At 60.0% G+C, this 19,865-nt stretch carries 18 protein-coding genes and 3 tRNA genes; 8 read left to right on the top strand and 13 right to left on the bottom strand.

The features are described from left to right. Position 1: 1 nt before the first annotated feature. The 7 genes from BMZ10_RS04800 to BMZ10_RS04770 form a co-directional block, all read right to left on the bottom strand. Positions 2-1,024 (bottom strand): ABC transporter permease, encoded by a 1,023-nt coding sequence (locus BMZ10_RS04800; RefSeq protein ID WP_093458880.1) that lies wholly within the window; start codon positions 1,022-1,024, stop codon positions 2-4. Continuing rightward, entirely contained in the window at positions 1,024-2,088 is a 1,065-nt protein-coding gene (locus BMZ10_RS04795; protein ID WP_093458879.1) for a microcin C ABC transporter permease YejB, read from the bottom strand. The genes BMZ10_RS04800 and BMZ10_RS04795 overlap by 1 nt, the downstream gene beginning before the upstream one ends. Next, positions 2,088-3,956: an extracellular solute-binding protein gene (locus tag BMZ10_RS04790; protein ID WP_093458878.1), complete on the bottom strand. Its 1,869-nt coding sequence runs from the start codon at positions 3,954-3,956 to the stop codon at positions 2,088-2,090. The genes BMZ10_RS04795 and BMZ10_RS04790 overlap by 1 nt, the downstream gene beginning before the upstream one ends. A gap of 324 nt (positions 3,957-4,280) precedes the next feature. Next, complete coding sequence (locus BMZ10_RS04785; protein WP_093458877.1) at positions 4,281-4,562, bottom strand: peptidylprolyl isomerase; 282 nt, start codon at positions 4,560-4,562, stop codon at positions 4,281-4,283. A 107-nt stretch (positions 4,563-4,669) separates the two neighbouring features. After that, complete coding sequence (locus BMZ10_RS04780) at positions 4,670-5,548, bottom strand: lipase family alpha/beta hydrolase (protein WP_093458876.1); 879 nt, start codon at positions 5,546-5,548, stop codon at positions 4,670-4,672. A gap of 302 nt (positions 5,549-5,850) precedes the next feature. Next, a complete protein-coding gene (locus tag BMZ10_RS04775) occupies positions 5,851-6,936 on the bottom strand; it encodes a 3-deoxy-7-phosphoheptulonate synthase (protein ID WP_093458875.1) in 1,086 nt (361 codons plus the stop codon). A 770-nt stretch (positions 6,937-7,706) separates the two neighbouring features. Continuing rightward, complete coding sequence (locus BMZ10_RS04770) at positions 7,707-7,949, bottom strand: DNA-binding protein (protein WP_093458874.1); 243 nt, start codon at positions 7,947-7,949, stop codon at positions 7,707-7,709. Between the two features lie 81 nt (positions 7,950-8,030). On the opposite strand from BMZ10_RS04770, the gene BMZ10_RS04765 reads away from it, so the two are divergent. The 7 genes from BMZ10_RS04765 to BMZ10_RS04735 all read left to right on the top strand — a co-directional run bounded on the left by BMZ10_RS04765 (position 8,031) and on the right by BMZ10_RS04735 (position 12,220). Further along, entirely contained in the window at positions 8,031-8,390 is a 360-nt protein-coding gene (locus BMZ10_RS04765; protein WP_093458873.1) for a helix-turn-helix domain-containing protein, read from the top strand. Positions 8,391-8,579: 189 nt separating this feature from the next. Continuing rightward, a complete protein-coding gene (gene uvrY / locus BMZ10_RS04760) occupies positions 8,580-9,224 on the top strand; it encodes a response regulator transcription factor GacA (RefSeq protein ID WP_093458872.1) in 645 nt (214 codons plus the stop codon). Position 9,225: 1 nt separating this feature from the next. Continuing rightward, positions 9,226-11,049, top strand: a complete 1,824-nt coding sequence (gene uvrC, locus BMZ10_RS04755; RefSeq protein WP_093460018.1) for an excinuclease ABC subunit UvrC — start codon at positions 9,226-9,228, stop codon at positions 11,047-11,049. A 32-nt stretch (positions 11,050-11,081) separates the two neighbouring features. Beyond that, a complete protein-coding gene (gene pgsA / locus BMZ10_RS04750) occupies positions 11,082-11,639 on the top strand; it encodes a CDP-diacylglycerol--glycerol-3-phosphate 3-phosphatidyltransferase (RefSeq protein ID WP_093458871.1) in 558 nt (185 codons plus the stop codon). A 127-nt stretch (positions 11,640-11,766) separates the two neighbouring features. Beyond that, positions 11,767-11,842: transfer RNA gene (locus BMZ10_RS04745), tRNA-Gly, on the top strand. A gap of 45 nt (positions 11,843-11,887) precedes the next feature. Next, positions 11,888-11,961: transfer RNA gene (locus BMZ10_RS04740), tRNA-Cys, on the top strand. Between the two features lie 172 nt (positions 11,962-12,133). Next, positions 12,134-12,220: transfer RNA gene (locus tag BMZ10_RS04735), tRNA-Leu, on the top strand. 145 nt (positions 12,221-12,365) lie between these two features. On the opposite strand, the gene BMZ10_RS04730 is transcribed toward BMZ10_RS04735, so the two are convergent. Next, positions 12,366-13,250, bottom strand: a complete 885-nt coding sequence (locus tag BMZ10_RS04730; protein WP_093458870.1) for a LysR family transcriptional regulator — start codon at positions 13,248-13,250, stop codon at positions 12,366-12,368. Between the two features lie 77 nt (positions 13,251-13,327). Between BMZ10_RS04730 and BMZ10_RS04725 the strand changes: the two genes are divergently transcribed. Next, complete coding sequence (locus BMZ10_RS04725; RefSeq protein ID WP_093458869.1) at positions 13,328-14,038, top strand: SDR family NAD(P)-dependent oxidoreductase; 711 nt, start codon at positions 13,328-13,330, stop codon at positions 14,036-14,038. Between the two features lie 84 nt (positions 14,039-14,122). On the opposite strand, the gene BMZ10_RS04720 is transcribed toward BMZ10_RS04725, so the two are convergent. From BMZ10_RS04720 to modC, 5 genes are all read right to left on the bottom strand, one after another. Continuing rightward, the gene (locus tag BMZ10_RS04720; RefSeq protein ID WP_093458868.1) at positions 14,123-14,374 is read right to left on the bottom strand and encodes a hypothetical protein; all 252 of its coding nucleotides are present in this window, start codon (positions 14,372-14,374) and stop codon (positions 14,123-14,125) included. 319 nt (positions 14,375-14,693) lie between these two features. Further along, positions 14,694-17,390 (bottom strand): excinuclease ABC subunit UvrA, encoded by a 2,697-nt coding sequence (locus tag BMZ10_RS04715; protein WP_093458867.1) that lies wholly within the window; start codon positions 17,388-17,390, stop codon positions 14,694-14,696. Between the two features lie 37 nt (positions 17,391-17,427). After that, on the bottom strand, positions 17,428-17,601 hold the full coding sequence (locus tag BMZ10_RS27665) for a hypothetical protein (protein WP_177182040.1): 174 nt from the start codon (positions 17,599-17,601) through the stop codon (positions 17,428-17,430). Continuing rightward, positions 17,598-18,656 carry a DNA topoisomerase IB gene (locus BMZ10_RS04710; protein ID WP_093458866.1) on the bottom strand — a complete coding sequence of 353 codons (1,059 nt, stop codon included), beginning with the start codon at positions 18,654-18,656 and terminating at the stop codon, positions 17,598-17,600. Before BMZ10_RS04710 ends, BMZ10_RS27665 begins: the two co-directional genes overlap by 4 nt. Before the next feature lie 119 nt (positions 18,657-18,775). After that, entirely contained in the window at positions 18,776-19,864 is a 1,089-nt protein-coding gene (gene modC / locus BMZ10_RS04705) for a molybdenum ABC transporter ATP-binding protein (protein ID WP_093458865.1), read from the bottom strand. Position 19,865 lies beyond the last annotated feature (1 nt).

Genomic DNA, 19,865 nt, shown 5'->3' with positions numbered 1-19,865 from the left:
GTCAGGACCTCGGGTCAAAGGCGTCACGCAGCGCCTCGCCTATGAACACCAGCAACGACAGGATCAGTGCCAGAGTGAAGAACGCCGTGAAGCCGAGCCAGGGCGCCTGCAGATTCTGCTTGCCCTGGCCGATCAGCTCGCCCAGCGACGCGCTGCCGGCAGGCATGCCAAAGCCAAGGAAATCCAGCGCGGTCAGCGTTGAAATCGCACCGGTCAGAATGAACGGCAGGTAACTCAGGGTGGCGTTCATCGCGTTGGGCAGAATGTGTCGCAGGATCACTTTGCGATCGTCCAGCCCCAGCGCACGCGCCGCCTTCACGTACTCCAGGTTACGCCCGCGCAGAAACTCCGCACGCACCACATCGACCAGCGCCAGCCACGAAAAGAGCGCCATGATGCCCAGCAGCCACCAGAAGTTCGGTTCCACGAACCCTGAAAGAATGATGAGCAGGTAAAGCACGGGCAATCCAGACCACACTTCAAGCAGACGCTGGCCGATCAGGTCCACCCAGCCACCGTAGTAACCCTGCAATGCCCCGGCGGCAATCCCGATCAGCGCACTGATGACAGTCAGCGCCAGGGCGAACAGGATCGACACCCGCGAACCGAAGATGACGCGCGCCAGCACGTCTCGCGCCTGATCGTCAGTGCCCAGCCAATTGATGGAAGAGGGCGGACTGGGCGCTGGTTTGTTCAGGTCATAGTTGGGCGTGTCGTCACTGAAGGGAATGGGCGGAAACAGCATCCAGCCGTCACCGTCGGTGATCAATTGACGCACGTAGTCACTGCGGTAGTCAGGCTGGAAGGGCAACTGGCCGCCGAACTCCTGCTCGGTGTAGCGTTTGAACGCAGGAAAGTACAACGAGTGTTGATAACTGAGCACCAAGGGTTTGTCGTTGGCAATCAGTTCGCCACACAGGCTGAGGGCGAACAGCCCGCAGAACAGCCATAACGACCACCAGCCACGACGGTTGTTGCGAAAACGCTCGAAACGACGGCGAGCCACCGGAGACAGTCTGCTCATCAGGCGTTCCTCGCACTGAAATCGATTCGGGGGTCGACGAGGGTGTAGCAGATGTCGCCGACCAGCTTAATCAGCAGCCCGAACAGGGTGAAGATGAACAGTGTTCCGAACACCACGGGGTAGTCCCGCGAGACAGCCGCCTCGTAGCTCATGCGACCCAGGCCATCGAGGGAAAAGATCACTTCGATCATCAGCGAACCGGCGAAGAAAACGCTGATGAACGCTTGGGGGATGCCTGCGACCACCAGCAGCATCGCGTTGCGGAACACATGCCCGTACAGCACGCGGTGTTCACTCAGGCCCTTGGCCCGGGCGGTGACCACATACTGGCGCGTGACCTCGTTGAGGAATGAGTTCTTGGTGAGAATGGTCAGCGTAGCGAAACCTCCGATCACCAGGGAGATCACCGGCAGGACCAAGTGCCAGAAGTAGTCGGCGATCTTGCCCAGCGTGGTCATCTGATCGAAGTTCTCGGACACCAGGCCGCGCACCGGGAACCAGCTCAGCGACGTGCCGCCCGCGAAGACCACCACCAGCAGCATGGCGAACAGGAACGCAGGCATCGCATAACCGATGATGATCGCCGTGCTGCTCCAGATATCGAAATGGCTGCCATGCTTGACCGCTTTGCGAATACCCAGCGGAATAGACACCAGATAGGTGATGAGAGTGGCCCATAGCCCGAGCGAGATCGACACCGGCATCTTTTGCAGAATGAGGTCGGTCACCTTGGCGCCCCGGAAAAAACTGTTGCCAAAGTCCAGCCGGGCGTAGTTCGTCAGCATCAACCACAGACGTTCGTGCAAGGGTTTGTCGAAACCGTATTGGTGCTCGATTTCCTTGATCAGCTTGGGGTCCAGCCCGCGGCTGGCACGCGACTGTCCCGCGTTCATGGTTTCGGTGTGGCCTGCCCCGATCGTTCCGCCGGCCACGCCTTGCAGCTTGGCGATGGCCTGCTCGACCGGACCGCCCGGCGCGGCCTGCACGATGAAGAAGTTGACCAGCAGAATGCACAGCAGCGTCGGGATGATCAGCAGCAGACGCCGCATCAGATAGCCGAACATCACTTCACCTCCCATGGAAGGGCCGAATCACCCTGTTGCCGGGCAAACTGTTCCGTCGTGAGCGCCTGCGGGCTCAACTCCCACCAGGTGTCGATGGCTTCGCTGTTGCTGGCCTGCACTTTGGGAATGCCGAAACGGTTCCACCACACTGTGGAAGATCCCGGCGGGTAGTAGTTGGGAATCCAGTAAAAGCCCCACTGCAGCACGCGGTCCAGCGCGTGGGCGTAATCGATCATTGCCGGCTTACTGTCAGCCTTGGCCAGTCCATTGATCAGCGTGTCGACCGCCGGGTCGCGCAGCACCATGTAATTGCTTGAACCTGAGTCTCGGGCCACTTTGGAGCCGAAGTTGTTGTACAGCTCCATGCCCGGCGAAGTCGAGACGCCATAGCCGGTCACGATCATGTCGTAGTCCCGGGCCATCACCCGGTTCAGGTACTGTGCCGAGTCGATCCGCCGAATCTCAAAGTCGATCCCGATCTGCGCGAGGTTGCGCTTGTAAGGCAGCAAAATCTTTTCGAAACCGCTCTGGCCATTGAGGAAGGTGAAACTCAGTGGTTCGCCGTCCGCGTTGACCAGCTTGTCGCCCTTGGGCATCCAGCCCGCTTCTTCGAGCAGGCCCAGGGCCTGCAGCTGCTTGTCGCGAATGAAGCCGGTGCCGTCCGTTCTGGGTGTCTGGAATACCGTGGTGAACACTTCCGGAGGGACCTGGCCGCGCAGGGGTTCGAGAATCTTCAGCTCCGATTCGGTCGGCAACTGCGTCGCGGCCAGTTCGCTGTTGGAAAAGTAGCTGTTCTGGCGCACGTAGACGTTGCGCATCATCTGCTTGTTGGTCCACTCGAAATCCCACAGCATGGCCAGCGCCTGACGCACACGGCGGTCCTGAAATTTCGGTCTGTCTAGGTTGAACACGAAGCCTTGAGAACTTTGCACGGCGCCCGGCGCAAGGTGGGCGCGTTGCAGCCGGCCTTCGGTCAGCGCGGGGCTTTCGTAGCGAACGGCATAACCGGTGGCGGAATATTCGCGGTTGTAGTCATAGCCACCGCCGAGCAGCACCTGACGCGCGACGTCGGTGTCGCCGAAATACTCGACGCTGAAATGATCGAAGTTATAGAGGCCGCGATTGACCGGCAGGTCTTTGGCCCACCAGTCGGCGTTACGCTCGAAGGTGATGCTGCGCCCCGGATCGACTTTGCCGATGCGGTAGGGACCACTGCCGACAGGGGGCTCGAAGCCGCCGCCGTTGGCGAAGTCGCGGTCTTTCCACCAGTGCTCGGGAAACACCGGCAGGGAGGCCAGGTCCAGGGGCAATGTGCGGCTCTCGTTGCTCTTGAAGTCAAAGCGGACCTGGGTGGGCGACTCGACCTCCACCCCTTTGACGTCCTGGAATTCGGTGCGGTACGACAAACTGCCCTGGGTCATCAGCAGGTCGTAGGTGTAGCGCACATCTTCGGCCGTGATCGGCGTGCCGTCGGAGAACTGTGCCTTGGGATTGAGGTAGAAACGCAGCGACATGCCGTCGGCGCCGCGCTCCATTTTTTCCGCGATCAGGCCATAAACGGTATACGGCTCGTCCAGCGACCTGACAGCCAGCGGCGCGTACAGCAAGCCATTGACCTGCGACACGCCCGTGCCTTTGTCCAGGTACGGCATGATGTGATCGAATTGACCGATTTCCTGCGCCGAGCGGCGCATGCTGCCGCCTTTTGGGGCATTCGGGTTCACGTAGTCAAAATGCTGGAAACCGGACGGATAGCGGGGAGCCTCGCCGTAGACGGTCAGTGCGTGTTGAGGTGCGGCGGACAGGGACTGAAAGCCTGAAACAAGGACCAGTGTTGCAACCATCAGCGATGAAAAAACAAAACGCATTACACAAATCCTGACTGACGTTGGGCGCAACATCAGGGTTGAAGGTCGTGATCAGGCGATTGCTGCCTGGTCTGTGGATGATCCATTGTTTTTATTCGTTACCTCCGGTGGCAAGGTACCTCAATGCCGGAATCTTTGTAACCGCACACTACCAGTGGTTGATGACTTCTTTACAATTGCACGGGGTCGTGGCTGCGAAACTGCGTGGTGCTACAGATGTGCAATTTCTCTGCCGGAATGGGCAGCTCGGCGTTTTTCTCGCACACAGAATACAAACGGCCCGCTTGTCAGAGCGGGCCGCAGGTTGTAAGAGTCAAGCCGAAATCAGTCCTGGCGGCTGGTCACTTCCAGCAGGTGGTAACCGAACTGGGTTTTCACCGGGCCCTGCACGACATTGACTGGCGCGCTGAATACCACCGTGTCGAATTCCTTGACCATCTGACCCGGACCGAAAGAACCCAGATCGCCGCCCTGACGGCTGGACGGGCAACTGGAGTTGGATTTGGCGACTTCCGCGAAGTCAGCGCCTGCCTCGATCTGAGCTTTGAGCTCGTTGCATTTCTCTTCGCAGGACACAAGGATGTGGCGGGCAGTGGCTTTGGCCATTTGGGGTACTCCTGTTGAAAAAGGAAAGAGCCTACCGGATTAAGGGAGGCATTTCCCAAGAAAGTTCCAGGTGTCGGACCGCCTACAGCCGGGAACATCATCAGCCGCTACAGACCTTTACTGAACAGCAATGCTGCATGGTCGACGTACAGTTTTACCGGGTCGATATCTGCGCGCACCAGACCAGCGGTCTGATTAATGGTGTCGACATGGTCCATCGGATAGTCGCTGCGGATCACCTTCCCCAGGTGAGAGCTGAAGCGTCCTACAAGCCCGTCGTTGCAGGTGGTTTCCTGCTCGAACAGCCGCGCATAGCCGCGCAGTGCCAGGTGTAACGGGTCCAGTGCGTTGCGCCCCTCCGACAACGCATTCTGAATGCAGCCACTCCAGGAGTAATAATGCACACCGTCAACCCGCTCACTGCCTTCACCGCCCCACTCGGACGGTAAGCCCTGTGGATAGCGGCTGTTGAAACGCGCAACGCCCTCGCGGGTCAGGGCGTCCAGTGCGTGCACGGGGCTCTGCGGCAGGTGAGCAGTGCCGCCCAGCAGAGCCAGGAAATGGGCGAAGCCCGATGCCACACGAGAGGCGGCGGCCTCGGGCATTTGTCCAGGCGTGAGAGCGCGCCGCAATTGGTCGGCCACTTCGGAGCCGTGATTGGGGCCGCTGACCGAGGTGACTGACGCCACCATCCCCGGCCGAACGGCCGCGACATAACGACAAGTGAGTGCGCCTTGACTGTGGCCGATGAGGTTGACCTTCAGGTAACCCGTGCGTTTGAGGAACCGCTGGATCTGCTCGATGAGTTGCTCGCCGCGGATTTCGTTGTCGTGTACGCCAGACAGTGCAGGCACATGGATCCTGCAACCGGCTTTCTCGAGGGCTTGCCGAACTCCGTGAAACATTTCGAACCGACCGATGCGATCAAACCCGAACAAGCCGTGGACCAGCAGGATGGGATATTTGGTGGTGACTTCCGTGTACATGTTCGACAGTCCATTCACTGGGTAGGGCGAACGAGGTTAAGCGTTTCCCACAGTTCGGTGGCATGCCCGGATCTGAGGCGCCACCTTGTTGGACAAGTGACAGGCCGTCGCGCCGCGCGCCCGGAGGCTCCGGTTTCTGGCACTGAGTTAAAAGTCTGCGGGCGGATAAGGAAGAAGGTCGCACGAGCGAGCGAGTGCGTCCTACTGCCTGCGTCTGAACAGGCGCGCGACCGGGCCGACAACGGTGACACGTCGATGGGAAACCGATGACGGTTAACGCCTCGGCTTCCCATCTGGCGGTGTTATCTGTAACGCAGCTTGTCGACAGCTTCACGCAGCAGTCGCTCGGTGCTGCTCCAGCCCAGGCAACCGTCGGTGATTGATACGCCGTAGCGCAGCGAATCGCTGAGCGGCTGGCAGCCTTCGAACAGATGGCTTTCCAGCATCATGCCGATCAGCGTCTGGTCGCCTGCCAGACGCTGGTTCAGCACATCATTGAAGACCTGCGGCTGACGCAACGGGTCTTTGCCGCTGTTGGCGTGACTGCAGTCGACCATGATCCGCGCCGCGATGCGCTGTTTGTCCAGACTGGCATTGACCGCATCGATACTCTGCGCCCGGTAGTTCGGGCCATTGTGCCCGCCGCGCAGGACGATGTGAGTGTCCGGATTGCCCCGGGTTTCGATGATTGCCGGATGGCCATGCGCGTCGACGCCGAAATGACGGTGCGCATGCGCCGCCGAACGAATCGCGTCACAGGCAACAGCGATCCCGCCATCGGTGCCATTCTTGAAGCCGACCGGCATCTGCAGCCCGCTCGCCATTTCACGATGGATCTGCGACTCAGTGGTGCGCGCGCCGATGGCGACCCAGCTCAGCAGGTCGTCGAAGTAGCCTGCCGCCATGGGCTGGAGCAATTCAGTGGCGATGGGCAGGCCGAGTCGGGTCATCTCGCGCATCAGGTGCCGGGACAACGCCAGGCCCGCGGCCATGTCATCGCTGCCGTCCAGGTGCGGATCGTACGCCAGGCCTTTCCAGCCCACGGTCGTGCGAGGCTTCTCGACGTAGGCGCGCATCACCAGCAGCATCTGGTCGCTGACTTCCTCTGCCAGACCGGCAAGACGCGCCGCGTATTCAAGCGCGGACTCAGGGTCATGAATGGAGCAGGGGCCTACGACGACGAGAAGACGCGAATCTTCGCCGTTGAGAATGGCGCGTACGGATTGGCGGTGGGCTGCGATCTGCGCTGAGAGCGCGGCATCGAGCGATAACTGCTGTTTCAGCGCCAGAGCGCTGGGCAAGCGCAGCGCAGCGGGGTGACTGTCAAGCAGGGTCACGGCAGCGGATGGCAGATCGGACAGGTTTGTTACGGCGACGGACGAGTTCATTTCAGGCTTCCTGGTCGGCGGGCGTTATCCCGCGCGGACCTATTGGGGTGTTCGACAATTGGCCGGGTCGGCGCTGTGAGTTGTATTGCCACCTGTCAGTGACCGATCGGAGGCGGCAGGCTGTCCCGAACGGAGGTTGCTAAATCGCCATGCGTAGCTGATGTCGTAACGGTAATAGTTGCTGTGGTTCATGCGCGTTTCCTCGATGCGGAGCGTTAGTCAGGTTTAAGGCAGGCCAGAAAAACAAAACCCCCGGTCGGGAGGCCGACCGGGGGTAGAGTTATCTCTGGTGGCGTCCCGTATTCGTGGGCGCCGTGTGGGTATCAGGCGCGCCAGTGGCTAAACCAATACCCATAAAAATAAGAAGTCGCGGAGGTCGTCTTCGTCGCGTCCCACGCAGCCAGATCCGCAGCCTGACGCACGGCGTCGGCAGCGAAATGCAGCTGGGATGAGAGGGAATGCAACATGGTGTTTCTCCGTTGTCTGCCGCGAGCTTACTTCAGGCACGCTGCACTGTTCAATTGGAATATTCAATGACGGCCATCGATGCTTCATTGCCTGGCGACCGCGGATGGCCAGACGCGGATGTCCGAGAGACCGCCGCTGCATACAATGCCGGCATAGCGGCGGGCGGCTTACTGAACACAGGTCACGGAATGCCCGGTAGTCGATTTTTCTGACACCTTGTCTGGGCTGATGAGAAGAAGTTACGCGCTGAGACAAGCATGCTGAACTGGAACTTTCAGAAACTTCCTACGTACTTTGATGGATCAAGAAACAGGCTCTTCGGAAGCGTCAATTCCTGTGACAACCTTGGATGGTATTACCCCTATCTTCATTCCCAACAGTACCGCTACTTTATGCGCTTCTCCCCGGCGGCCCTTCTTGCGTCCGGAAAGAATCTGATAAGTCGTTGCCGGGTCTACTTTGTTTTCCCTGGCAAATTCTTGAACCGATTTGCCCTGTTGATCCAGCCAGGCCTTGGCTTGTGCTGCGGTGCGTATTCCGGGCATAGTTCAAAACCGTTCAAGTCAGTTTAAATTATCTGGATATTACCATTCGTAAGGATGGGGTCAATAAGGTTGTGCATTCAAATGAGTGGAATCGGTACCCGCATTCGGGAAGAACGGGAGCGTCTTGGACTCTCGCAACGCGCATTCGGTGAAATTGGTGGTGTGGAACCCAACGCTCAGGGCAAGTACGAGAGCGGCGACCGCACCCCCAAGGCCGACTACCTCGCCAACGTCGCAGCAAAGGGTGTCGATGTGCTTTATGTGTTGACCGGCAATCGCACACCCGCCCCGATCGAGAGCCTGAGCCAGATTGAGGAGTGGGTACTGGGCAGCTACCGGTCACTCGTCAAGGAAGATCAGGACGCCATTCGACGCCTGACAACCACGTTGGCGGAATATAAAGCTTCATATACGGTGGAAAAGAACCCCGACTCGCACTAGCCGCTCAAGCGTTTTCCGAAGTCGTGCGTTTGAAGATTTTTTGCAAGTTTTGCGGTCGATGATGATAGCGTGTCCGACTCGTTGTCGATCCTCTTGCACGGCCATGAAGAAGTATTCTCGCTAGGTCGTGCACTTTCTTTTTGTTAAGGTGGCGATCATTCGCCATGAATTGTTCCGTGAGGTGTCTGCTTGATTAGGGTGCTGGTTGTCGATGACCACGATCTGGTTCGGACAGGTATCACGCGTATGTTGGCCGACATTGACGGTTTGCAGGTTGTTGGCCAGGCCGAATCGGGCGAAGAATCCTTGAAAAAGGCGCGTGAGCTCAAGCCTGACGTGGTGCTGATGGACGTCAAGATGCCCGGCATCGGCGGGCTTGAGGCCACGCGAAAGTTGCTGCGCAGTCATCCGGATATAAAAGTGGTCGCCGTGACGGTCTGTGAGGAAGATCCCTTTCCGACCCGGCTGCTGCAGGCGGGCGCAGCGGGGTACATGACCAAGGGCGCCGGGCTGACCGAAATGGTCCAGGCCATCCGGCTGGTTTTTGCCGGCCAGCGTTACATCAGCCCTCAGATCGCTCAGCAACTGGCGCTCAAATCGTTCCAGCCGCAGACCAGCAACTCGCCTTTCGATCTCCTGTCCGAACGGGAGATTCAGATTGCCTTGATGATCGTCGGCTGCCAGAAAGTGCAGACAATCTCCGACAAGCTTTGCCTGTCTCCCAAAACCGTGAATACCTACCGGTACCGTATTTTCGAGAAGCTTTCGATCGGCAGTGACGTCGAGCTGGCATTGCTGGCTGTTCGCCACGGCATGGTCGATGCCAGCGCCTGAAATGACCCAGCCGTTTGATCCCAGCGCATTTCTGTCCACCTGCAGTGGTCGCCCCGGCGTCTATCGGATGTTCGACATCGATGGGCGACTGCTGTACGTCGGCAAAGCCAAGAACCTCAAGAAGCGGCTCTCCAGCTATTTCCGCAAGACCGGACACGCACCCAAAACCGGTGCGCTGGTGGCGCGGATCTCGCAGATCGAGACCACTATTACAGCCAACGAGACCGAAGCGTTGCTGCTCGAGCAGACGCTCATCAAGGAGTCTCGGCCGCCGTATAACATCCTGTTGCGTGACGACAAGTCCTATCCGTACGTGCACTTGTCCGACGGCGAATTTCCGCGCCTGAGCATTCATCGCGGTGCCAAGAAGGCGAAAGGCCGGTATTTCGGCCCTTACCCGAGTGCCGGGGCCATCCGCGAAAGCCTGAGCATCCTGCAGAAAACCTTTCACGTGCGTCAGTGCGAGGACAGTTTCTACAAGAATCGCACCCGGCCGTGTCTGCAATATCAGATCAAGCGTTGCAAGGCGCCGTGCGTCGATTTCGTCGAGCCGCAGGTGTATGCCGAAGATGTGCGTCACTCGGTGATGTTTCTGGAAGGGCGCAGCAACGCCCTGACCGATGAGCTCAACTCGCTGATGGAAAAGGCGGCGATGGATCTGAACTTCGAGCACGCCGCTGAACTGCGTGATCAGATCGGCCTGCTGCGTCGTGTGCAGGATCAGCAAAGCATGGAAGCCGGCACCGGCGATGTCGATGTTGTAGCGGCGTTCGTCAACCCGGGCGGCGCTTGCGTTCACCTCATCAGCGTGCGTGGCGGTCGGGTGTTGGGCAGCAAGAATTTCTTTCCGCAGGTGGGCATCGAGGAAGAGGTCGGTGAAGTCATGTCGGCGTTTCTCGCTCAGTATTTTCTGGGCGGCGGCGAGCGTGAGTTGCCAGGTGAAGTCATCGTCAACGTGGTCAATGAGGATTTCCCGGCGTTGATCGAAGCGATCGAGGCTTCCCGCGGGCGCGAGATCGTCATCAGTCACCGGGTGCGCGGTACACGCGCTCGCTGGCAGCAACTGGCGGTGACCAATGCCGAGCAGGCACTGGCAGCGCGTCTGGCCAACCGGCAGCATGTTGCCGCGCGCTTCGAAGCGCTGGCCGAAGTGCTCAAACTCGACGAGCCGCCGCAGCGCCTGGAATGCTACGACATCAGCCATTCCAGTGGCGAGGCGACGGTGGCGTCGTGCGTGGTGTTCGGACCGGAAGGGCCGATCAAGTCGGATTATCGGCGCTACAACATCGAGGGCGTCACGGCCGGGGACGATTATGCAGCGATGCATCAGGCGCTGACACGGCGTTTCGGCAAGATCAAGGACGGCGAGGGCAAGTTGCCAGACATCCTGCTGGTGGACGGCGGCAAGGGGCAGTTGAACATGGCCCGCGACGTCATGAATGAGCTGGCGATCCCCGACCTGATTCTGTTGGGCGTGGCCAAAGGCACCACACGAAAGGCCGGCTTCGAGACCCTTTACCTCAATGACGCCGCCCATGAGTTTACGCTCAAAGGTGACTCGCCTGCGCTTCACCTGATCCAGCAGATCCGTGACGAGGCCCACCGTTTCGCAATTACCGGCCACCGTGCGCGCCGTGGCAAGACACGCCGCACTTCAACCCTGGAAGGGGTGGCCGGTGTCGGCCCGACACGGCGCAGAGACCTGCTCAAACACTTTGGTGGCCTGCAGGAATTGTCCCGCGCCAGCGTCGAAGAAATTGCCAAAGCACCGGGAATCAGTAAAAAGCTCGCAGAGTCGATTTATGCGAACCTGCACAGCGAGTAGAATGCTCGCTCACCTCGTAGCCAGTTGTGCCGATGAATATCCCTAATCTGATTACCGTATTACGTGTCCTGCTGATTCCGATCTTCATTCTGTTGTTCTATCTGCCTTATGACTGGAGCTACATGGCTGCCAGTTCGGTTTTCGCGCTGGCCGCGGCGACGGACTGGCTGGATGGCTATCTTGCCCGACGCCTGCAGCAGAGCACGCCGTTCGGCGCGTTCCTCGATCCAGTGGCCGACAAGCTCATGGTCGCGGTGGCGCTGGTGCTGCTGGTTCAGGCGCATGCCAATTTCTGGCTGACGTTACCGGCAGCGGTGATCATTGGCCGCGAAATCGTCATCTCCGCGTTGCGCGAATGGATGGCCGAGCTGGGTGCGCGCGCTCAGGTCGCCGTCTCCAACCTGGGCAAATGGAAAACCGCGGCGCAGATGCTCGCGCTGGTGATTCTGCTGGCCAACCCACCTGCGTTCACGTTCTGGGTCGTGTTGGGTTACGTGCTGCTGATGGTCGCCGCAGGCCTGACCTTGTGGTCGATGGTGCAATACCTCCGGGCGGCATGGCCGCATTTGAGGACGACGACCGAGGAGTAACGCCTCTTTTTGCTCAAACGGCGTTTCCCCTTTCTGGCGCTGCAGCGAGACGGCACGCCGAGATAAGTATTTTTAAATCAAGGGGTTGACGGGGTCATTTGAATCTATAGAATGGCGCCCACACCAAGCGGGAATAGCTCAGTTGGTAGAGCACGACCTTGCCAAGGTCGGGGTCGCGAGTTCGAGTCTCGTTTCCCGCTCCAGTTTGTATGCGTTGATCGATCGCTGTCAGATCGTTTGGCGTTTGAGGCCGAGTAGCAAAATGGTTATGCCGCGGATTGCAAATCCGCTTACGCCGGTTCGATTCCGACCTCGGCCTCCACTATAAACGAGCTCTGTAGATCTATGATTTACAGAGCTTTTTTATTTCCGGGTGGAGTCTGTTTTTGCCCCGAATGAGGGCGTTTTCGGCTTGCTTCACTGCTTAGGGATGTATATATTCCCAGCTCTTGTCAGCTTCGTGGCTGTATGGCCTCAAGCTGATCTGCACTATCGCCCTGATGGTGAAATTGGTAGACACACCGGACTTAAAATCCGTCGTCCGAAAGGATGTGCCGGTTCGACTCCGGCTCGGGGCACCATTCAAGGTAAGGCGCTTGCGGAGCAATCCGAAGCGCCTTTTTCTTGTCAGTTCGTGAAGCGCGCACATCTCTTCAGCGGAATTGCGCCACCGTCCTGCGCTCTCTGAGACTTGCCGTCTCACCTTGCTCTCTCATCTGAACGTGCTCATGTGAACAATAAGCGCGCCTGATCGAACATTTCACCAATCTCTTGCGCAACCGTTCTGATCGACGAATCTTTCCGATCGCGTCCCCGAGTCAGCAGGAACACCTCTCTGCTCGGTGGCACGGGACCCAGATCGCACAAGCGCAGCTGCGGGTCGGCCCGGCCAATGTAGTGGGGGATCAACGCGAGTCCTATCCCCGAGCGCGCGGCGATGGACTGGAGAAATTGGTCTTTGGCGCGAAAGGCCACGCGCGCGCGGGGAAAATGCTGGGTCATCCAGATTTCCTGGGACAGATAAGCGTCGGCCTCGTTGAAGCCGATGAAGACGGGGCTGTCTCCATTCTCAGTCCCCTGACAGACCTCCTGCGTCCCGTAAAACCCGTAGCCAACCATGGTCAGCGGGCGAGCGACGATGTCTCCGTCCTTGGGTATGTCGAAGCGGATGGCGATGTCGGCTTCATGCCGGTCGAGGCTGACCGAACGCAGCGTAGGTGCAAGATCGATGTCCAGACGCGGATGACGGGCGATCAGCTCGGGTAATCGGGAAATGAGAAAACCGCCACACAGGCCTGGCGACGAGCTGATTCTGACGAGGCCCGAAGGGGATCCGTCCTGCATGCCACGACCCAATACCTGTGCGGCCTGCTCCATCTCGCCTGCCGCCTGAAGGGCGTGGGTGCCCGCCAGTGTCAGGACATAGCCGTCCGGGCGCCGCTCGACGAGCTTCTCGCCAAGGCTGTCTTCCAGCGAACGAAGCCGGCGCGCAACCGTTGCATGGTTCACCGAGAGCATTCTGGCTGCAGCAGAGAGGCTCCCGTGACGCGCCAGCGCCAAAAAGATCCTGACATCCTGCCAATCGAGAGCTGTGCGTTTTTGATCAGTCATTGAGAGAAGATAGGGAATATTCGATCAGCTGACAACGCTCTACCTTCGGCTCATCAAACGAGCAAAAGGAGTCAGCAATGCCAGATATCAAAAAAGTCGCGATAGTCACCGGCGCTTCGCAAGGCATGGGCGAAGCCATCGTCAACGCATTCCGCGCCAGAGGATACGGGGTCGTCGCGACGTCGCGCTCGATCCAGCCTTCCAAGGATCCGGATCTCATCACGGTTGCGGGGGACATTGGCGATCCCGAGACGAGCAAGCGTCTGGTCGCTGCCGCGATGGAGCGGTTCGGCCGGATCGACACGCTGGTCAATAACGCGGGGATCTTCATCGGCAAGGCGTTTACTGATTACACCGAGGAAGATTACCGGCTGAAGTTGCAGACGAACCTGGACGGGTTCTTCTTCGCCACCCAAGCGGTCATTCCCGTGATGCTGACTCAAGGCAGCGGTCATGTGGTGCAGATCACCGCGTCCACTGCGGAGTTTGCCAGTTCACTGTCTCCAGCCTTCATCGCAATGCTCACCAAGGGCGGGATGAATTCAGCCACCAAGAGCCTGGCGATCGAGTACGCCCAGCGTGGCATCCGAGTGAATGCGGTCGCGCCCGGCGTGATTCGAACGCCGATGCACGATCCGCAGATCGTCGAGCAACTGGCTGCTTTCCACCCGATGAACAAGCTGGGAGAAGTCGAGGACATCGTGCGTGCCGTGCTCTACCTTGAGGATGCAGCGTTCTCGACGGGCGAAATTCTGCATGTCGACGGCGGCCTGATCGCAGGCCGGTAACGGGCGGGCAGCGCAGTACTGCGTGCTGCATACCGTCTGAATCAGGCGCTCATGTCTCTACCCAGAGCGCCTGAGTCGTCTGAGCTACTGGGCCGGCTTCTTCTCACCGCTGTGCGCTTCTTTTTCTTTGATCAACGCCTCGGCGTCTGCGCCTGAATTCGAGCCGGAGGCTTCTTCGCCGCGTTTGTTGGCTTTTTCTGCGTTGGACTCTGCCGGTTGCGCGTGGCCGTCCACTGGAAGCGCGGTCTGCGGATTTTTGTCTTCGGTTGCGAATGCATTGAGTGAACAGACTGCAAACAAACCTGCGAGGGCGAGGGCACTGGTGATTCTGTTCATGATCGTGGTCTCCCGAGACTGTGTGCCATTTGAGCGGCAGTCAGGCGAAAGTGTGCAGGCCAACTGATGAGCGGAGGGGCTGCGCATGCCGCCACTTTGCGCAGGCCGTCTCCCCACGTCCCCAGCCAACAGTCTGACTGCTCAGTCGCGATCAGAACCGGTCATTTCTGCTCAAAAAATTGCTGAACTTGGGCAAATGGCCAGAATCCATTCATTCATCTGAATCCCATGGAGTGCGTTGCGATGGATGATGAACTGGATTTTGCCACTGACCTTCAGTTTTTCGGTTGTGCAGTATTGATCGCGATCTGCGCGGGTATTACCTGGCTGATTCTTTGACCTGATGCTGCGGCATGGCTTTGCGCAAGAATGGAGCGGTGCGACTCTCTGCGACGTTTATCAGGGCTTCCGGCGTGCCGCTGGCGACGATGGTCCCACCTTTGTCACCAGCGCCCGGGCCGATGTCGATCACCCAGTCGCTCTGCGCCACGACACGCATCTCATGCTCGACCACGATCACACTGTGGCCAGCGTCAACCAGCGCGTTCAGTTGGGTAAGCAGTCGATCGACGTCTGTGGGATGCAGCCCGGTGGTGGGTTCGTCCAGCACGTACAGCGTCGCACCGCGCTGGCTGCGTTGTAATTCGGTGGCAAGCTTGATGCGCTGGGCTTCGCCGCCGGACAGTTCAGTCGCCGGCTGGCCGAGGCGCAGATAGCCCAATCCGATGTCGCGCAACACGGTCAGCGAACGCAACACGGCAGGCTGTTCAGCGAATGCCTCGACGGCCTGATCGACCGTCAATTGCAGGACTTGCGCAATGCTCAGTCCCTGCCACTGGATGGCCAGTGTTTCCGGGTTGTACCGCGCACCATGGCAGGTCGGGCAGGGCGCATAGACGCTGGGCATGAACAGCAGCTCGACGCTGACAAATCCTTCGCCTTCGCACACCGGGCAGCGACCCTTGGCGACGTTGAACGAGAATTGTCCTGCGTCATAGCCGGCAGCCTGCGCATCCGGGGTGGCGGCAAACAGCTTACGCACGTTGTCGAACAGGCCGGTGTAGGTCGCCAGGTTGGAGCGTGGCGTGCGGCCAATGGGTTTCTGATCCACCTGCACCAGCCGCTTGATCGACTCGAGCCCACCGGCAATATGGCCACCGGTGGCTTGAGGCGCATCGTCCTCCAGACTCGGTTCTTCCTGATCCGGGTTGTTCACCGCACGCCCCAGCTGCGCACCGACCAGCTCCAGCAGCGCCTGGCTGACCAGGCTGGACTTACCTGAGCCGGAAATGCCGGTCACGGCGGTGAAGCAACCCAGCGGGAAGGCGGCCGACAGATGATCGAGGTTGTTGCGAGTGATGCCCTCAAGTTTCAGCCAGCCAGACGCAGGACGCCGGTCGGTGCGCAGTTCGCTGTGATCGGCAAACAGATGAAGCCGAGTCTGCGAGGTCTCTATGGCAGACAGCCCGGCCGGTGGCCCGCTGTAAAGGACACGCCCGCCATTTACGCCAGCTGCGGGGCCGACGTCGATGAGCCAGTCGGCGCGGCGCATGGTTTCAAGGTCGTGCTCCACGACGAACAGCGAATTTCCCGCCGCCTTGAGTTGCTGAAGGGCGGTGAACAACGCTTCGCTGTCGGCGGGATGCAGCCCGGCCGAAGGCTCGTCCAACACGTAGATCACGCCGAACAGCTGCGAGCCCAGTTGCGTCGCCAGGCGCAGACGTTGCAGCTCGCCGGATGACAGGGACGGCGTACTCCGGTCGAGGGCCAGATAGCCCAGTCCCAATTCGGTCAAGGTACTGACGCGCGCCAGCAGATCCTGCGCGATGCGTTGCGCGGCCAGGCGCTTCTCGATCGACATGTTCGGCGTGGCACGCACGTCCGGCGCCGCGTCATGGGCCGAGCCGCCGGCCTTGACCCGCTTTTTGCGCGCGTCCTTGATCTGCTCGCGATCCAGCACATGAGCGTCGTTGTCCTGATCCAGGGTGCCAGCGGCAACCGGGCGCAGCACTTCAGCCAGACGCAGCAGCGGCATCTGCGACAGCTCGCCGATATCAAGGCCTGCGAACGTCACCGACAGCGCTTCACGTTTCAGACGTTTACCGTCGCAGACCGGACAAGGGCTACCGCGCATAAATCGAGAGACACGCTTTTTCATCAGCGCGCTTTGTGAATGAGTAAAGGTGTGCAGCACATAGCGTCGGGCGCCGATGAACGTGCCCTGATAACTGGGCTCCACCTTGCGTTTGAGGGCGACCCGGGTTTCTTCCGGGGTGAGGCCCGCGTAGACCGGCACGGTGGGTTGCTCATCAGTGAAAAGAATCCAGTCACGCTGTTTTTGCGGCAGATCGCGCCACGGGATGTCAACGTCGTACCCCAAGGTGACCAGAATGTCCCGTTGATTCTGTCCCTGCCACGCCAATGGCCATGAGGCGACCGCCCGCTGGCGGATCGTCAGCGAGTCATTGGGGACCATCAATTCTTCCGGTACGTCGTAAACCCGACCGAGGCCGTGGCACTCCGGACAGGCGCCCTGGGGCAGGTTCGGCGAGAAGTCTTCCGCGTACAGCATGGGCTGTCCGGGTGGGTAATGGCCGGCGCGCGAATACAGCATGCGAATCAGGCTGGAGAGTGTCGTTACGCTGCCGACCGAGGAACGAGTGCTGGGCGTGCCGCGTTGTTGCTGCAGCGCCACCGCTGGCGGCAAACCTTCAATGGAATCCACATTGGGTACGCCGACCTGATCGATCAAACGCCGCGCATAAGGGGCGACCGATTCGAAATACCGCCGTTGCGCTTCGGCGTATAGCGTTGAAAACGTCAGCGACGATTTGCCGGAACCTGAAACGCCAGTAAACACCACCAGCGCGTCTCGTGGGATGTCGACATCGACATCCTTGAGATTGTGTTCGCGCGCGCCTCGCACCCGGACGAATCCGGGTGCGTTGGCGTCGACAGTGAAGGGGACGCTGGCGCGCCGATCGGTATCGTCAGGCGGATACGGCGGAGTGATCATGAATAAGGCCCTGAATCAGGAAAACAATGCGTACAGCTTACTGTGCGCCGGGCACTTTCGGGGTATGCCCGGCTATGTCGTTGTCGCCCCCGGTCAGGGGCTCGTCCTGCCGGCTTTCGCGGCGGCGCTCGCGGTCATCGGCAACATCTGCCGGTTTCGCCTTCGGATCGTTGAGGTCTTCGCCTGGAACATGGGGTTGATCGGACGTCATGGTTTTTCTCCTGTGGATTCACTCAGCGCTTCGGCGGCTTGCAGGCCCTGAAGGAAACCGGCGAGCGCCGCTTCCTCCAGGCGCAGCCCTTTGCGCTGGCGCAAGCGGGGCAGTTTGGACAGTTCGCCAATCACGAACGCTTCCAGAACCGCCGGATGGATGTAGCATTTACGACAGACCGCCGGAGTATTGCCCAGCAATCGGGCCACCTCCTTGACCATCGCCACGATATGCTTCTTGGCGTCGGCCTCCGGTTCCCACTCCAGCTTGCGCAAGGTGGCCAGTGCCATCGCACTGCCTGCCCAGGTGCGATAGTCCTTGGCGGTGAAATCGGCGCCAGTGAGCTTGTGCAGATACTGGTTGATGTCCGAGGAACTGACAGTGTGGCGCTGTCCGTCATCGTCCAAGTACTGAAACAGGTTCTGCCCCGGCAACTCCATGCACCGCTTGATGATGTTGGCCAGGCGGCGATCGGTCACGCTGATCTGATGTTCGACGCCGCTTTTGCCGCGAAACTGGAAGAGGATCTTGCTGCCATGCACGTCGACATGTTTGTTGCGCAGCGTGGTCAGGCCATAGGAGCGGTTGTCGCGGGCATACTGGCTGTTGCCGATGCGGATCAGCGTCTGGTCCAGCAACGACACGACGGCGGCCATGACCTTTTCACGGCCCATGCCCGGCTGGGCCAGCTGCGCCTCCAGTTGCTTGCGCACCTTGGGCAGTGCCTTGCCGAAGGCGATCATGCGGGAGTACTTATTTTCGTCGCGGATCTCGCGCCAGCGCGGATGATACCGATATTGCTTGCGGCCCCGGGCGTCGCGCCCGGTGGCTTGCAGGTGCCCGCACGGATCGGCGCAAATCCACACATCGGTGTAGGCCGGCGGAATCACCAGCGCGTTGATGCGCTTGATTTCGGCTTCGTCCCGAATACGTTTGCCTTCGGTGTCGAAATAGGCGAATTTGCCGCGCAGAATCTTGCGCGTGAAGCCCGGCTGACTGTCGTCGACGTAGTGCAGATCCTTGGGCAAAGCTTCGAGAAGGGCGGGTTCCTGCATGGCGGTCAATCCTGAGAACGGGTCTTTGCATTGACCTTTGCCTCGCTCAGTCGTGCCGACAAATTTCCATCGCCGTGCGCCACTGGCCGCCAACGCCGCGAGCCGGGGCGCATCGGAGGCTAGGCCAGCAGCGCGACCGATTTGATCTGTGCCCAGAGTTGCTGACCGGGCTCCAGGCTCAGCTGATCGCGGGAATAACGGGTGATGCGCGCCAGCAGCGCCGTGCCGCCTGCGTCGAGTCGTACCAGCACGTGGGCGGCGTTATCGGCCGCCACTTCGCTGATCACCGTCACCGGCAGGCGATTGAGGATGCTGCTTTGCGCATCCGGTTGCACGCTCAGGCTGACGTCCCGTGCCTGCACCTTGAAGCGCAGGGGCTTGCCCGCTTCCAGCGCGGAGTGGGCGACGCGAATGTTCAGCGCGCTGTCGGGCAGGCGCACGGTCACCAGGTGATAGCGGACGTCATAGGCCACGACCGAGCCCTGAATCACCACGCCGGCGTCATCACCCATCGCCAGCGGCAAGTCCAGCCGGGCGAGGGTTTCACCGATCGGCCCGCTGGCGAGAGCCCTGCCGTTGCTGAGCAGGACCAGATGATCGGCCAGCCTTGCGACTTCGTCCTGAGAGTGGCTGACGTAAATCATGGGGATATCGAGCTCGTCGTGAAGCCTTTCCAGATAGGGAAGGATCTCGCTTTTACGCTGCGCATCGAGCGCCGCCAAGGGCTCATCGAGCAGCAGCAGACGCGGGCTGGTCAGCAGCGCACGGGCAATGCCGACCCGCTGCCGTTCGCCGCCTGACAAGGTGTCGGGCCGCCGGTCGAGCAGATGATCGATGCCCAGCAGTGCCGCAGCCTGCGCAAGTTGCACCCTGCGTTCGCCGGCCTTGATGCGCTTGAGGCCAAACGCCAGATTGGCCCGCACGTTAAGGTGTGCGAACAGGCTGGCTTCTTGAAACACATACCCCAGCGCCCGCTGGTGCACAGGCACGAAGACGCCCTCGGCAGTGTCCTGCCAGGTCTGGCCGTTGATGCGGATGAAGGCGCTGGCAGACCTCTCCAGCCCGGCGATACAGCGCAGGCAGGTCGTCTTGCCGGATCCCGAATGGCCGTACAGCGCGGTCACGCCGCGTCCGGGCAAGGCCAGATCGACATTGACGTTGAAATTGGGGAAGTCCACGTTCAGGCGGACTTCGATCGAGGCCGTCATG

The sequence above is a fragment of the Pseudomonas sp. NFR16 genome (assembly GCF_900108875.1).
In the GTDB taxonomy this organism is placed as follows: Bacteria; Pseudomonadota; Gammaproteobacteria; order Pseudomonadales; family Pseudomonadaceae; genus Aquipseudomonas.
Note: the sequence above shows the minus strand (reverse complement) of the source record. Positions and strands in the feature narration are given on the sequence as shown.

Coding starts and splice junctions, on each gene's coding strand:
- modC (WP_093458865.1), bottom strand. CDS start 19,864: ATGACGGCCTCGATCGAAGTCCGCCTGAACGTGGACTTCCCCAATTTC.
- BMZ10_RS04775 (WP_093458875.1), bottom strand. CDS start 6,936: ATGAACTCGTCCGTCGCCGTAACAAACCTGTCCGATCTGCCATCCGCT.
- BMZ10_RS04765 (WP_093458873.1), top strand. CDS start 8,031: ATGAGTGGAATCGGTACCCGCATTCGGGAAGAACGGGAGCGTCTTGGA.
- BMZ10_RS04710 (WP_093458866.1), bottom strand. CDS start 18,656: ATGCAGGAACCCGCCCTTCTCGAAGCTTTGCCCAAGGATCTGCACTAC.
- pgsA (WP_093458871.1), top strand. CDS start 11,082: ATGAATATCCCTAATCTGATTACCGTATTACGTGTCCTGCTGATTCCG.
- BMZ10_RS04800 (WP_093458880.1), bottom strand. CDS start 1,024: ATGAGCAGACTGTCTCCGGTGGCTCGCCGTCGTTTCGAGCGTTTTCGC.
- BMZ10_RS04720 (WP_093458868.1), bottom strand. CDS start 14,374: ATGAACAGAATCACCAGTGCCCTCGCCCTCGCAGGTTTGTTTGCAGTC.
- uvrC (WP_093460018.1), top strand. CDS start 9,226: ATGACCCAGCCGTTTGATCCCAGCGCATTTCTGTCCACCTGCAGTGGT.
- BMZ10_RS04770 (WP_093458874.1), bottom strand. CDS start 7,949: ATGCCCGGAATACGCACCGCAGCACAAGCCAAGGCCTGGCTGGATCAA.
- BMZ10_RS27665 (WP_177182040.1), bottom strand. CDS start 17,601: ATGACGTCCGATCAACCCCATGTTCCAGGCGAAGACCTCAACGATCCG.
- BMZ10_RS04715 (WP_093458867.1), bottom strand. CDS start 17,390: ATGATCACTCCGCCGTATCCGCCTGACGATACCGATCGGCGCGCCAGC.
- BMZ10_RS04780 (WP_093458876.1), bottom strand. CDS start 5,548: ATGTACACGGAAGTCACCACCAAATATCCCATCCTGCTGGTCCACGGC.
- BMZ10_RS04725 (WP_093458869.1), top strand. CDS start 13,328: ATGCCAGATATCAAAAAAGTCGCGATAGTCACCGGCGCTTCGCAAGGC.
- BMZ10_RS04785 (WP_093458877.1), bottom strand. CDS start 4,562: ATGGCCAAAGCCACTGCCCGCCACATCCTTGTGTCCTGCGAAGAGAAA.
- BMZ10_RS04790 (WP_093458878.1), bottom strand. CDS start 3,956: ATGCGTTTTGTTTTTTCATCGCTGATGGTTGCAACACTGGTCCTTGTT.
- BMZ10_RS04795 (WP_093458879.1), bottom strand. CDS start 2,088: ATGTTCGGCTATCTGATGCGGCGTCTGCTGCTGATCATCCCGACGCTG.
- BMZ10_RS04730 (WP_093458870.1), bottom strand. CDS start 13,250: ATGACTGATCAAAAACGCACAGCTCTCGATTGGCAGGATGTCAGGATC.